The sequence below is a fragment of the Pseudomonas sp. MYb185 genome (assembly GCF_002979975.1).
Taxonomy (GTDB): Bacteria; Pseudomonadota; Gammaproteobacteria; order Pseudomonadales; family Pseudomonadaceae; genus Halopseudomonas.
Window position 1 is genome coordinate 262,370 of record NZ_PCQD01000001.1, and the last position, 13,055, is coordinate 275,424.

Annotated in this window: 12 protein-coding genes; 7 read left to right on the plus strand and 5 right to left on the minus strand. The window is 62.3% G+C overall.

Annotated features, from left to right (window positions below; genetic code table 11):
- Window positions 1-69 precede the first annotated feature (69 nt).
- Window positions 70-585: a GspH/FimT family pseudopilin gene (locus tag CQ007_RS01225; RefSeq protein WP_158256695.1), complete on the minus strand. Its 516-nt coding sequence runs from the start codon at window positions 583-585 to the stop codon at window positions 70-72.
- Window positions 586-831: 246 nt separating this feature from the next.
- On the opposite strand from CQ007_RS01225, the gene CQ007_RS01230 reads away from it, so the two are divergent.
- Window positions 832-2,850 (plus strand): bifunctional diguanylate cyclase/phosphodiesterase, encoded by a 2,019-nt coding sequence (locus tag CQ007_RS01230; RefSeq protein WP_105643091.1) that lies wholly within the window; start codon window positions 832-834, stop codon window positions 2,848-2,850.
- Between the two features lie 139 nt (window positions 2,851-2,989).
- On the opposite strand, the gene trmA is transcribed toward CQ007_RS01230, so the two are convergent.
- On the minus strand, window positions 2,990-4,075 hold the full coding sequence (gene trmA, locus CQ007_RS01235) for a tRNA (uridine(54)-C5)-methyltransferase TrmA (RefSeq protein ID WP_105643092.1): 1,086 nt from the start codon (window positions 4,073-4,075) through the stop codon (window positions 2,990-2,992).
- Complete coding sequence (locus CQ007_RS01240; RefSeq protein WP_105643093.1) at window positions 4,075-5,367, minus strand: NCS2 family permease; 1,293 nt, start codon at window positions 5,365-5,367, stop codon at window positions 4,075-4,077. The genes trmA and CQ007_RS01240 overlap by 1 nt, the downstream gene beginning before the upstream one ends.
- Window positions 5,368-5,705: 338 nt before the next feature.
- Between CQ007_RS01240 and CQ007_RS01245 the strand changes: the two genes are divergently transcribed.
- On the plus strand, window positions 5,706-6,320 hold the full coding sequence (locus tag CQ007_RS01245; protein ID WP_105643094.1) for an FKBP-type peptidyl-prolyl cis-trans isomerase: 615 nt from the start codon (window positions 5,706-5,708) through the stop codon (window positions 6,318-6,320).
- 144 nt (window positions 6,321-6,464) lie between these two features.
- Here the strand turns inward: CQ007_RS01245 and CQ007_RS01250 are convergent, their stop codons facing one another.
- Window positions 6,465-7,433, minus strand: a complete 969-nt coding sequence (locus CQ007_RS01250) for a polyprenyl synthetase family protein (RefSeq protein ID WP_105643095.1) — start codon at window positions 7,431-7,433, stop codon at window positions 6,465-6,467.
- Window positions 7,434-7,718: 285 nt separating this feature from the next.
- On the opposite strand from CQ007_RS01250, the gene rplU reads away from it, so the two are divergent.
- From rplU to proB, 4 genes are all read left to right on the plus strand, one after another.
- Window positions 7,719-8,030, plus strand: coding sequence for a 50S ribosomal protein L21 (rplU, locus tag CQ007_RS01255; RefSeq protein WP_105643347.1), 312 nt, complete (start codon window positions 7,719-7,721; stop codon window positions 8,028-8,030).
- Window positions 8,031-8,050: 20 nt separating this feature from the next.
- Window positions 8,051-8,308: a 50S ribosomal protein L27 gene (gene rpmA / locus CQ007_RS01260; protein ID WP_105643096.1), complete on the plus strand. Its 258-nt coding sequence runs from the start codon at window positions 8,051-8,053 to the stop codon at window positions 8,306-8,308.
- A gap of 93 nt (window positions 8,309-8,401) precedes the next feature.
- Complete coding sequence (cgtA, locus tag CQ007_RS01265) at window positions 8,402-9,604, plus strand: Obg family GTPase CgtA (protein ID WP_105643097.1); 1,203 nt, start codon at window positions 8,402-8,404, stop codon at window positions 9,602-9,604.
- A 16-nt stretch (window positions 9,605-9,620) separates the two neighbouring features.
- On the plus strand, window positions 9,621-10,739 hold the full coding sequence (proB, locus tag CQ007_RS01270) for a glutamate 5-kinase (RefSeq protein WP_105643098.1): 1,119 nt from the start codon (window positions 9,621-9,623) through the stop codon (window positions 10,737-10,739).
- Window positions 10,740-10,889: 150 nt separating this feature from the next.
- On the opposite strand, the gene rpsT is transcribed toward proB, so the two are convergent.
- Window positions 10,890-11,162 carry a 30S ribosomal protein S20 gene (gene rpsT / locus CQ007_RS01275; protein ID WP_105643099.1) on the minus strand — a complete coding sequence of 91 codons (273 nt, stop codon included), beginning with the start codon at window positions 11,160-11,162 and terminating at the stop codon, window positions 10,890-10,892.
- A 175-nt stretch (window positions 11,163-11,337) separates the two neighbouring features.
- Between rpsT and murJ the strand changes: the two genes are divergently transcribed.
- Window positions 11,338-12,906: a murein biosynthesis integral membrane protein MurJ gene (gene murJ / locus CQ007_RS01280; protein WP_105643100.1), complete on the plus strand. Its 1,569-nt coding sequence runs from the start codon at window positions 11,338-11,340 to the stop codon at window positions 12,904-12,906.
- Window positions 12,907-13,055: the final 149 nt, after the last annotated feature.

A 13,055-nucleotide genomic window follows, 5' to 3' on the forward strand; every position in this document is an offset into this window, starting at 1 on the left:
CGTAGTTGCGCTCAGTGGTATCAGTATAGGAGGTGAGTCTGGTCATGGCGAGCCCGCAGTAAGCCGGCGCTATCCAGGGCAGCCGGAAGTGATGAACGCGCGCTTGATCCGTGCGCGGCCGACACGGTTGATGATGACCTTGCGCCCCTGCGCCGCCGTCTGCTGTGGGCACAAGGAAAAGGTACCGGACTGGAAGCCTCCATTGAGCAGTTCCGACTCGCCCTGGGCGTTATACCGCAGGTAGTCGGCAATGTTGGCGTTGGCGTGAATGTGGCTGACCAGGGCGGGCTGCTCATAGCGCAGGACCCTTTCATCGCTGTCATGTGCGCCGTTATGGTTGGCATCCAGGAAGATGATCCAGCCGTTGTTCCAGTCCTGCCCGAGCGGCGTCATGGTCACGGGACGGTTGAGCCGTATGGCCTCGGTGCGGGTGAACTGGATGCTACGCATCAGGCCGTTGACGCTGCTGTCCATCCGCTGGCTGTCGATCAGCCCGCCGAAGGCCGGCAGGCCAATGGTCAGCAGAATGGCCAGCACCGCCACCGCAACCATCATCTCAACCAGTGTGAAGCCGCGACTGAGCATGCTGTAGTCCTCCTGAAAGGGGGCTACAGCCAACATCCGCCCGTAAGTGATGCGGGGATTATAGCGGGCGCAGCCATGGCTCCAAGCCGCAACGGCCGAGTTTGCGAGAGCCGTCACGTTGTTTCTGGTAGCAGCGGGCGGTGACGCTATCGGTGCGTTTTCGGATCAACGGCATGTCATCTCTGCGTAATGCCAATTTGGCATCATTCTGGTATGTGCCTTTCTCCCCTTGTCGGTAGCCCCATCGTGAATCATCGCAACCTGCCCGTTTCCCTCGGACTCATTCAGCGTGCCATCGTGGTGCTGGGTGCGGTGATCCTGGTCTTCGTCTGGTTCATGTATCACTACCACAATCGCCAGGTACACGACGAGCGTCTGGCAGCCGAGGGCGCCGGGCATCTGAACCTGGCGGTGATCGTGGCGGAGAACCTGCGGCAGATGGAGGACCGGGCCGGTAACAGTGGCCAGCATGACCAGCTCATGCTGAACGACACGGGTATCGGCTATCTGGTCAGCCTGTCTCGTCACGTCGACCTGGGCAAGAGCGGCTTCATTCAGGTGCTGGATGCCGGCGGCCGCGAGCGCATGCGTGCCGACTCCAGTGGCGTTATCGTCGCCGGGCAGAGGCTGGCGCCCTTGCCCCCGCAGGGTCACCAGGCCGGGCTGTATGCCTCGGTGATGGGCGGCGCACACTACCAGAGCGCCTTCCATGCCGTGCCGCAACACGGTTTCACCGTGGTGATCAGCAAGCAGTACGAAGAAATCCTCGGCCCCTTCGAGGCCGGCAAGTCGCGGCAGTTTCTGCTCAATATCATCGTCACTCTGGCGGTGATGGCCTGCGTGTTCTGGATGGTCAGGATGCTGCACGGCCTGCAGGCGGCGCTGGTCACACTGCAGAATTCGCAGCGGGAAAACCAGCAGCTGATCGCACGGCTGGAACGCGAGCATGAACGCAGCAGTCGCGCCGCCTCCACCGATCACCTGAGCGGTCTGTTCAATCGCCGGCAGTTCATCGAGGTGGCCAACCAGGTATTGGCTGAACAGCGTAATCGCCGATGCTTGCTGGCATTGCTGTTCATCGATCTGGATCGCTTCAAGTCGATCAACGATACCCTCGGTCACCGCATCGGCGATCTGTTGCTGCAGGCGGTGGCCGGGCGCATCAAGCGTCTGCTCGAGCCCGGTGACGAGGCGGCGCGGTTCGGCGGTGACGAGTTCGTCGTGCTGCTGGGCGGGGATCGCACCGAGCAGGATATCGTCGCCTGGGTCGATACCCTGACCCAGCGCCTTTCCGCGGCCTACCAGCTCGAAGGCAGTGAGGTGAACACCAGCCCCAGTACCGGCATCAGCATCTGCCCGCGGGATACCCAGGATGTGGACAGCCTGATTCGCTACGCCGACGCGGCCATGTATTCGGCCAAGCGCGCCGGCCGTGGCCAGTACCGCTTCTTCGACCAGTCGCTGAACGTCTCGGACGTGGAGGAGTTTCGCCTGGAGCAGGCCTTCGGTGAGGCGCTGAAGCAGCATCAGTTCGTTCTGCACTACCAGCCGCAGATCGCCCTGGACTCGATGTCGATCACCGGTTACGAGGCGCTGGTGCGCTGGCAGCATCCCGAGTTCGGGCTGATCTACCCGGATCGCTTCATTCCGATCGCCGAGCGCAGCGGCTTCATCATTCCGTTGGGGCTGGAGGTGATCTCGCTGGCCTGCCAGCAACTGGCCGAGTGGGTCGCCGAGGGTGTTGCCGAACGGGTAGCGGTGAATGTATCGGCGCTGCAGTTGAGCCAGCCGCAGTTCAGCGACATGGTGCTGGGCGAACTGCAACGGCATGGCGTCGAGCCCTGGCGACTGGAACTGGAAATCACCGAAACCGCCATCCTTGAACACGAACAGATCGCCATCGCCAGTCTGAAGCTGCTCAGGAGCGCCGGTTTGAGTATCAGTCTGGATGACTTCGGCAAGGGCTATGCCGGCTTCGCCCACCTCAACGCCTTGCCGGTGAACAAGCTGAAGATCGACCGCAGCCTGATCGCCCAGCTCTCCAACAGCCACGATGACAGCCTGATCGTGTCCTCCACCATCACCCTGGCCAAGCGTCTGTCGCTGCGGGTGGTCGCCGAAGGAGTGGAGACACCCGAGCAACTGGTCTATCTGCGCCTGGCCGGCTGCGATATCGTTCAGGGCTACCATTTCAGCCGCCCGATTCTCGCCGATCGGATTGTCGACTTCCAGAACGAATTCCGTGCCGCCAAGCTCTCCGCATGATGCAACTGCTACTTCCGCACCCTGATGCGGACCCCGTCACCGCAGATCACGGCATTCCTGCGTCCGCAGCATGCCGTGCGGATCATCCCGGTCAGTCACGAGACCTGCCAGCCGCTGCTGGAGTTACTGGAGCGCTGACTCAGCGGCGTTCCAGCAGTACCCCCGACTCCATGTGGTGGGTATAGGGGAACTGGTCGAACAGGGCGCAGCGGGTGATGCGATGGGTGTGTTGCAGCTCGGCGATATTGGCCGCCAGGGTCTCGGGATTGCAGGAGATATAGAGGATCCGCTGGTAGCCCTTGACCAGCTCGAGGGTCGCCGGGTCGAGGCCGGCGCGCGGCGGGTCGACGAACACGGTGCCGAACTCGTAGCCGCTCAGGTCGATGCCCTGCAGGCGGCGGAACTCGCGCACGCCGGTCAGGGCCTGGGTGACTTCCTCGCTGGCCAGGCGCACCAGGGTGACGTTCTCGACCTGGTTGTCGGCGATATTCTCCAGCGCCGAACGCACCGAACTCTTCGACAGCTCGGTAGCCAGCACCCGGCGAAAGCGGGTGGATAGCGGGAGGGTGAAGTTGCCATTGCCGCAGTACAGCTCCAGCAGATCATCGTCGTTATGACCGGCCGCTTCCAGTGCCCAGCCAAGCATGTGCTGGTTGACCTGGCCGTTGGGCTGAGTGAAGCCACCTTCGATCTGCTGATAACGCCAGCTGCGCCCATCCACCTGCAACTGCTCCACCACATGGTCGCGTTGCAGCACCCGCCGGCGTCCGCGACTGCGACCGATCAGCAGGATGTCCAGTTGCTCTGCCAGGCGCTGGGCGGCGCTATCCCACTGCTCGTCGATCGGCCGGTGGTAACACAGGGTGACCAGCGCCTCACCGGACAGGGTGGTGAGAAACTCTACCTGGAACAGCTTGTGGCCCAGCTCCCGCTCGGCCTTGCAGGCGTCGAGCAGCGGCATCATCAACTCATTGATGCGGCGGCTGGCGATCGGCAGTTGCTCGATCAGGATCGGGTGGCGGTTGTCGCCCGGTTCGAACATCGCATAATGCGGCTGGCCGTTCTCGTACCACAGGCGGAACTCGGCGCGCAGGCGAAAATGCTCCAGCGGCGAGGTGAAGACCGCAGGCTCGGGTGCACTGAACGGTTGCAGCAGGTCAACCAGGCGCTGGCGCTTGGCTTCCAGTTGTTCGTCATAGTGTGCAGGATCGAATGCCAGTGCCATCAGCTGAAGAACCCGAGTTTGATAATGAACAGGGCCGACAGCACGTACAGGCTGGGATTCAGGTCCCGCCAGCGCCCGGACAGCAGCTTGATCGCGGTCCAGGAGATGAAGCCCAGGGCAATGCCATTGGCGATGGAGAAGGTCAGCGGCATCACCAGCGCGGTGACCACCACCGGCGCCGCCTCGGTCAGGTCCTCCCAGTCGACCTGCACCAGGCCGCTGGTCATCAGTACCGCGACGAAGAACAGCGCCGGTGCGGTGGCATAGGGCGGTACCGCGCCGGCCAGGGGTGACAGGAACAGGCTGAGCAGGAACAGCGCCGCGACCACGCAGGCGGTCAGGCCGGTACGGCCGCCAACGGCGGTACCCGCGGCCGACTCCACATAGCTGGTGGTGGTCGAGGTGCCCAGCAGCGCGCCGGCCATGGTGGCGCTGCTGTCGGCCATCAGCGCGCGGCCCAGGCGTGGCAGCTTGCCCTGTTTGTCGACCAGCCCGGCTTTCTGCGCCACCCCGATCAGCGTACCGGAGGTATCGAACAGGTCGACGAACAGGAAGGCGAAGATCACGCTGACCAGACCCACATCCAGTGCACCGCGAATATCCAGTTGCAGCAGCGTCGGCGCCAGGCTCGGCGGTGCCGAGACCAGACCGTCGGTACGGGTGAAGCCAGCGAGCAGGCTGATGCCGGTGACCAGCAGAATGCCGATCATCACCGCACCGGTCACCCGGCGGTAGGCCAGGGCGACGATCACGATAAAGCCGAGTGCGGCCAGTATCGGGCCGGGCTGGGTCATGTCCCCGGCACCGACCAGCGTCGCGGGATGGTCCACCACGATGCCGGCGCTTTTCAGCGCGATCAGCGCGAGAAACAGGCCGATACCGGCGGCAATTGCCGAGCGCAGCGGCAGGGGGATGCTGTTGATCACCCACTCACGGATCTTGAAGATGCTCAGCAGGAAGAACAGCAGGCCGGAAATGAACACCGCCCCCAGCGCCACCTGCCAGCTGTAGCCCATGGAGCCGACCACGGTATAGCTGAAGAAGGCATTGAGGCCCATGCCCGGCGCCAGCGCGATCGGGTAGTTGGCCCAGAGGCCCATTACCAGCGAACCGAGCGCCGCCGCCAGACAGGTGGCGACGAACGCCGCGCCCGGATCGATGCCGGCATCAGCCATCATCATCGGGTTGACGAAGATGATATAGGCCATCGTCAGGAAGATGGTCACGCCGGCCAGTACCTCGGTACGGACGGTGGTGCCGTGGGCTTTGAGTTGGAACAGCTTTTCCAGCATGGCGGGATCTCGGGGTGGGGAGGCCGAAAAGGGCGGCATTCTAGCCTATTTGCCGTCCGAACGCAGCATATGCCGGCAGTCCAGCGGGGCTGGTTGTCCGGGGCATGGATTGCCGCGTCGGCGGATGGCCGCCCCCTTGCTCCTCGCAATGACGGGTCCCCTTATGCTCGTCATTGCGAGCCCGCAGGGCGCGGCAATCCACGGGGCGGGGCATCCAGTGCATAGCGGGCAGGTGGACCATGGGTTGCTGCGTCGGCCTCCGGGTAGTGCTGGAGGGAATGGGTGAATTTTTATCGTTGTTGTGTCAGGCTTTACGGCCATTTTTGCGGAGAGCCGCCATGAGCAATACATTCGAAACCGACGAGCAGCGCGTCAGCTACGGCATTGGCCGTCAAATGGGCGACCAACTGCTGTCGAGCAACATCCCCGACCTGGCCGTCGACCTGGTTATGGCCGGCCTGCGTGATGCCTACACCCAGCAGCCCAGCCCGGTCGACGAGGCCGCTATGCAGGCCGCTTTCCAGACGCTGCAGTCGAAAATGCAGGCGCTGGCCGAGGAATCCGCCCGTGCCGCCGGCAAGGCCGGTATCGAGTTTCTCGAGCGCAACGCTGCGCGCGAAGGCGTGGTGACACTGCCGTCGGGCCTGCAGTATGAGGTTGTCAGCGAGGGCAGCGGCGCTACGCCGACCGCCAGCTCCACCGTGCGTACCCACTACGAAGGCACGCTGATCAGCGGTGAAGTATTCGACAGCTCCTACAAGCGTGGTCAGCCTGCCGAGTTCCCGGTAGGCGGCGTCATCGCCGGCTGGACCGAAGCACTGCAGCTGATGCAGGAAGGTGCCAAGTGGCGCCTGTACATCCCGTCCAACCTGGCCTACGGTGAACGCGCCGCCGGCAGCATTCCGCCGCACAGCACGCTGATCTTCGATATCGAGCTGATCAAGGTTCTGTAACCAAGAGCATACCGCCTCCGGTGGTTGGCGTAGCGCAGGCGCGCTGCACCCCGGGGGCTTGCTGGGGTTGGTGAGCCCCTGCTCGCCGACGGTGTTGCACAGGCTGGCCGATCGGTTGGCGTAGCGCCGGTGCGCTACACCCCGTCAGAACTGGCGGTCTACCGCAAAGCGGGCCAACTGCTCCAGGGCGTCACGATAGACTGACGGCGGCAGAGTCTGCAGCAGGCTGATGGCATTGTCGGCGTGCTGGCGGGCCAGTTGCGCGGTGTAATCCAGCGCACCACTGCTTGCCACGGCCTCGCGGATGGGGTTGATATCCTCGATACCGCCTTTCTGGATCGCCTTGCGCACCAGGGCGGCCTGTTCGGCAGTACCTTCGCGCATGGTGTAGATCAATGGCAGCGTGGGTTTGCCCTCGGCCAGATCATCTCCGACATTCTTGCCCATGGCCTCGGCGTCGCCGTTGTAGTCCAGCAGGTCATCCACCAACTGGAAGGCAATACCCAGGGCGTCGCCGTAGCGGCGCAGCGCCTCGACCTGTTGCGCAGGCGCATCGGCGAGCAGGGCGGCGGTGTGGGTGGAGGCTTCGAACAGCATGGCGGTCTTGCTGCGGATGACTTCCATATAGGTGGCTTCATCGGTGCTGGCGTCACGCACCTTGGATAACTGCAGCACCTCGCCCTCGGCGATCACGTTGGTGGCGCCGGCCAGTACCCGCATGATGCGCATGTCGTCGAGTTCGACCATCAGCTCGAACGAGCGCGAATAGAGGAAGTCACCAACCAGTACACTGGCTGCATTGCCCCACAGCGCGTTGGCGGTGGAGCGGCCGCGGCGCAGATCGGAGGTGTCGACCACGTCGTCGTGCAGCAGGGTGGAGGTATGCATGAACTCGATGATCGCCGCCAGGGTGTGCGGACGCTCATCGGTCAGGCCGCAGGCGCGGGCACCGAGCAGCACCACCAGGGGGCGCAGGCGCTTGCCGCCGGCGCTGATGATATAGCTGCCGATCTTCTCGACCAGAGGCACGCGCGAGTGCAGTTGACGCATGATCAACTGGTTTACAGCTTCGAAGTCATCAGTGACCGCAGTGTAAAAAGGCAGGGTGGTCATCTACAGCACGCTTTCAGAAGGGTTGCGCGGCATGCTAGGCGGCAGCCAGCGTACTGTCAAGAAAGCAGCGGCATTCGGCTATTACCGTCTTCTTTGTGCGGCACTGTTCGGCATTGCGTTGGCATCGATTTGTCGGTAGAATCCCCGCCCCTGAAAACCCGATTTACAGCATCCCTGTTTTGACAATGGCAAGCTCGGGCCCGATAGGCGGGTTCACTTGCAGCCATGCCGGCCATTAACGACTATACCCAAGCGCCGGGTGAGCAGGATTACGGAGAAAGCAACATGTACGCAGTAATTGTTACTGGTGGCAAGCAGTACAAGGTCGCCGAAGGCGAATACCTGAGAGTAGAGAAGCTGGAAGCCGAAACCGGCGCCAGCATTGAGTTCGATCGCGTACTGCTGGTCGGTAACGGTGATGACGTCACCATCGGTGCTCCGGTTGTCGAAGGCGCCAAGGTGACTGCTGAAATCAGCGCCCATGGTCGTGGTGAGAAGGTTCGTATCATCAAGTTCCGTCGCCGCAAGCACCACATGAAGCGTCAGGGCCACCGTCAGTGGTACACCGAAATCAAGATTACCGGCATCTCTGCCTAAGTATTGAGGAGTAAAGACTCATGGCACACAAAAAAGCAGGCGGTTCCACACGTAACGGTCGCGATTCAGAAGCCAAACGACTTGGTGTGAAGCTGTACGGTGGCCAGGCTGCCACTGCCGGCAACATCATCGTTCGCCAGCGCGGCACCCAGTTCCACGCCGGCAAGAACGTTGGTATGGGCAAGGATCACACTCTGTTCGCCAAGGCTGACGGCGTGATCAAGTTTGAAGTCAAGGGTGAGTTCAACCGTCGCTACGTCAGTGTCGTAGCCGGCTGATAGTTTCCCGGTTTCAAAAAGCCCTGTCTTGCGACGGGGCTTTTTTGTTTGTAGCGTAGGTCTCTCTATTAACCCCTCATCAGGGGGAGCGCAATGAAATTTGTAGATGAAGTGGCCATTACCGTAAAGGCGGGTGATGGTGGCAATGGTTGCATGAGTTTCCGTCGGGAAAAGTTCATTCCCAAGGGCGGCCCCGACGGTGGCGACGGTGGCGATGGTGGTTCCATCTTCCTGGAAGCCGATCCCAACCTGAATACCCTGGTCGATTATCGCTATACCCGTCGTTTCAATGCCAAGCGCGGCGAGAACGGGCGTGGTTCCGACTGCACCGGGGCCAAGGGTGAGGACATGGTGCTGCGAGTACCGGTAGGCACCACCGTGGTCGATGCCGGCACCCAGGAAATCATCGGCGACCTGACCGAGCCGGGCCAGCGTCTGCTGGTGGCCCAGGGTGGCTTCCATGGTCTGGGCAACACTCGTTACAAGTCCAGTGTCAATCGCGCTCCCCGGCAGACGTCGAACGGCAGTCTGGGTGAGCTGCGTGACCTCAAGCTGGAGTTGAAGGTGCTGGCGGACGTCGGTCTGCTGGGCCTGCCCAATGCCGGCAAGAGCACCTTGATCCGCTCCGTATCGGCTGCCAAGCCCAAGGTGGCGGACTATCCCTTTACCACCATGGTGCCCAATCTGGGCGTAGTGGACGTCGGACAGTTGCGCAGTTTCGTGATTGCCGATATCCCGGGTGTGATCGCTGGTGCCGCTGAAGGCGCCGGGCTGGGAACGCGCTTCCTCAAGCACCTGTCACGCACGCGGCTGTTGCTGCATCTGGTGGATATGGCGCCGCTGGACCAGAGCGACCCGGTCGAGGCGGTCGAGACCATCATCCACGAGCTGGGCAAGTTCAGTCCGGCACTGACCCTGCGCGAGCGCTGGCTGGTGCTGAACAAGTGCGACCAGTTGCTGGAAGACGAGCAGCAGGCGATTCTGGATGACGTGGTCGAGCGGCTGGAGTGGGAAGGGCCGGTATTCGTGATTTCCGCTGCCGAGCGCCAGGGCACCCAGGAATTGGCCAAGGCGGTCATGAACTGGCTGGATGAGCGCGTCCTGCGTCTGCAGGAGGACGAGGAATACGCCGCCGAAGTGGCCGAGCTGGATCAGCGTATCGAAGAGGAAGCGCGTGCCCATATCCAGGAGCTGGATGATCGGCGTGCACGGCGCAAGGCGGGTCTCGAAGACGAAGATGATGACTTCGATGACGAGGACGACGAGGATGGGCCGGAAATTTTCTATGTTCAGTGAGCGGAGCTGACATTGCATGCGTGACAAGGTGACTGCCGCCCGGCGGTGGGTGATAAAGATTGGTAGCGCGCTGCTGACCAGTGACGGACGCGGCCTGGATCGCCAGGCCATGGCGGTCTGGGTGCGGCAGATGGTTGATCTGCGCAACAGCGGGGTGGATGTGGTACTGGTGTCCTCCGGCGCTGTGGCGGCGGGCATGACCCGTCTGGGCTGGAGCGAGCGACCGAAGAGCATTCACCAGCTGCAGGCCGCCGCTGCGGTAGGGCAGATGGATCTGGTACAGGCCTGGGAGAGCAGCTTCGAAGAGTTCGGGCTGACTACCGCACAGGTGCTGGTCACCCATGACGACCTGTCCGACCGCAAGCGTTACCTGAATGCGCGCAGCACCTTGCGGGGGCTGCTCGATCTCGGGGTGATTCCGGTCATCAACGAGAATGATACGGTGGTTACCGATGAGATCCGCTTCGGTGACAACGACACGCTCGGTGCGTTGGTAACCAATCTGGTCGAGGCTGAGCTGCTGGTGATTCTCACTGACCGCGACGGCCTGTTTACTGCTGACCCGCGCAACAATCCGGATGCCGAGCTGATTTCCAATGCCATGGCCGATGATCCTCGGTTGGATGCCATGGCTGGTGGTGGTGCTGGTGCGCTGGGGCGCGGTGGCATGCAGACCAAGCTGCGGGCTGCACGGCTGGCGGCGCGTTCCGGCGCCAGTACCATCATTATCGGTGGGCGTATCGAGCAGGTGATTGCGCGCCTCAAGACGGGTGAGAATCTGGGCACCTTGCTGCTGCCGGAAAAAGGCATGCTGGCGGCGCGCAAGCAATGGCTGGCCGGTCATCTGCAGACCCGTGGTCGGCTATTGCTCGATGATGGTGCAGTCAGGGCCTTGCAGAGTGGGCGTTCCAGTCTGCTGCCGGTTGGTGTCAAGGCGGTGGAGGGTAACTTCCGGCGTGGCGAAATGGTGGTCTGTGCCACGCTGGCCGGTCGCGAAATCGCACGGGGACTGGTCAACTATGGAGCCCATGAAGCGTCGCGGATCGTTGGTCAGCCCAGTGAGGCGATTGCCGGCATTCTCGGCTATGTCGACGAACCGGAGCTGGTGCATCGGGATAACCTGGTACTGGTGTAGCGTGAGTGGCGGGGTGTAGCGCGCCTGCGCTACGCCTTGGTGGAGGCGGGCGGCTCCCTGTCGTCGAGCAGGGGCTCGACAACCCCTGGATGGCAGGGCACAAAAAAACCGGCTCATTGAGCCGGTTTTTTTATCAACGCGGAACGCGAATCAGGCGGCGGTAGCCATGGCCTTGATGTGTGCGTTCAGGCGGCTCTTGTGACGAGCAGCCTTGTTCTTGTTGATGATGCCCTTGTCAGCCATGCGGTCGATGACCGGAACGGCAGCAGTGTAGGCAGTTTGTGCTTTCTCGAGGTCTTTGGCGTCGATCGCCTTGACTACGTTCTTGATATAGGTACGAACCATGGAGCGCAGGCTTGCATTGTGATTGCGGCGCTTCTCGGCCTGCTTGGCGCGTTTCTTGGCTTGAGGTGAGTTGGCCACCGTCTTGCTCCTCAGAAAATCTAGTGAATTAGGGTATAAATAAGGTCGCGTACTGTGCCGCAGAGCAAGGCCGATGTCAAGGGCAAAGGTAGGCCAAAACATCTGCGGGCTAGTCGAAGTGTCCAAGTATATCCGGTTAGCGCTATCATCGCGCTTTTACTTTGCGGTGCGATAGATGACCGATACAACTCCTCCGGGCGCGCCTGTCGAGAAAGCTCCCAGTCTGCTGCGTTCCGGCATGGTGGTCAGCATCATGACCATGCTGTCGCGGATACTGGGCATGGTGCGTGATGTGGTGGTGGCGGCGTACTTCGGTTCCAAGTCCGAAGCCGACGCCTTCTTTATCGCCTTCAAGATTCCCAACTTCCTGCGCCGGCTGTTCGCCGAGGGGGCCTTTGCCCAGGCCTTCGTGCCGGTGCTGTCGGAATACCGTGCCAAGTACACCCTTGCCGAGGTGCAGAATCTGGTCAACCGGGTCAGCGGTACGCTCGGCCTGACCCTGGCCGGCATCACCATGCTGGGCGTTGCCGGTGCGCCAGTGCTGATCACCCTGTTCGCGCCGGGCTTCCATGGCCAGACCGAAAAGCTGGCGCTGGCCACGGATATGCTGCGCATCACCTTTCCCTATCTGTTCCTGATCTCGTTGACCGCCCTGTGCGGCGCGATCCTGAACAGCTATGGACGCTTTGCGGTGCCGGCCTTCACCCCGGTGCTGCTCAACCTGAGCATGATCGGCGCGACACTGTTCATGGCGCCGTACTTCGACCAGCCGATCATGGCACTGGCCTGGGGGGTGTTCATCGCCGGGGTGGTGCAGTTGCTGTTCCAGCTGCCATTCCTGGCACAGATCAGGCTGCTGCCGGTGCCGCGGCCGGATCGTCACCATGAAGGCGTCAAGCGCATCATGACGCTGATGATACCCGCGCTGTTCGGTGTATCGGTCAGTCAGATCAACCTGCTGCTGGATACCGTGTTGGCGTCCTTCCTGCAGACCGGCAGCATTTCCTGGCTGTATTACGCCGACCGTCTGTCGGAATTGCCCCTCGGTGCCTTCGGCATTGCCATCGGCACCGTGATCCTGCCGGCGCTGTCGCGCCAGCACGCCGGGGAAGACCCCAAGGCTTTTGCCGCCACCCTGGACTGGGCGGTGCGCATGGTGCTGCTGGTTGGCGTGCCGGCGGCGCTGGCACTGCTGCTGTTGGCCGAGCCGTTGATTGCCACGCTGTTCCATTACGGCGCGATGACCGAGCGCGATGTGGTGCAATCGGCCAATGCCCTGCGTGCCTATGCGGTGGGGGTGATGACCTTCATGCTGATCAAGGTGCTGGCGCCCGGTTACTTCGCCCGCCAGGATATGAAAACGCCAGTGCGGATTGCAGTCATCTGCATGGGCGCCAATATGGTGTTCAACCTGATCCTGGTCTGGCCGTTGGCCCACGTCGGCCTGGCACTGGCGACCTCCATGTCGGCCTTGCTGAATGCCGGCATGCTCTGGTGGGGGCTGCGCAAGATCGGCATCTACCAGGCCCAGCCCGGCTGGCCCCTGTTCATGCTGCGGTTGGTGCTGGCCTGTGCCGCGCTGTCCGCGGTGGTGCTGTGGCTGGTGGCGGATGTGGAGCAGTGGTTTGCCTGGGGTTGGCAGCAGAAGGTCTTGCAGATGACGGTGCTGGTGGTGGTGGGGATTGGGGTGTTCGTCGCCGCGCTGCTGGCCAGCGGCCTGCGGATGCGGCATTTGCGCAAGTAAAAGGAATGCTGTGGGCGGCGTTCCGAATGGAGCTGGATATGGGAGTGCCGGGTTCCATCCCGGCACAGGGGCTTGCTTTGCAAGCCCTATGTCGAGCGGGAGCTCGACACTCCATTGATGGACTGCCTTCATGGCAGGGGCACCGACCA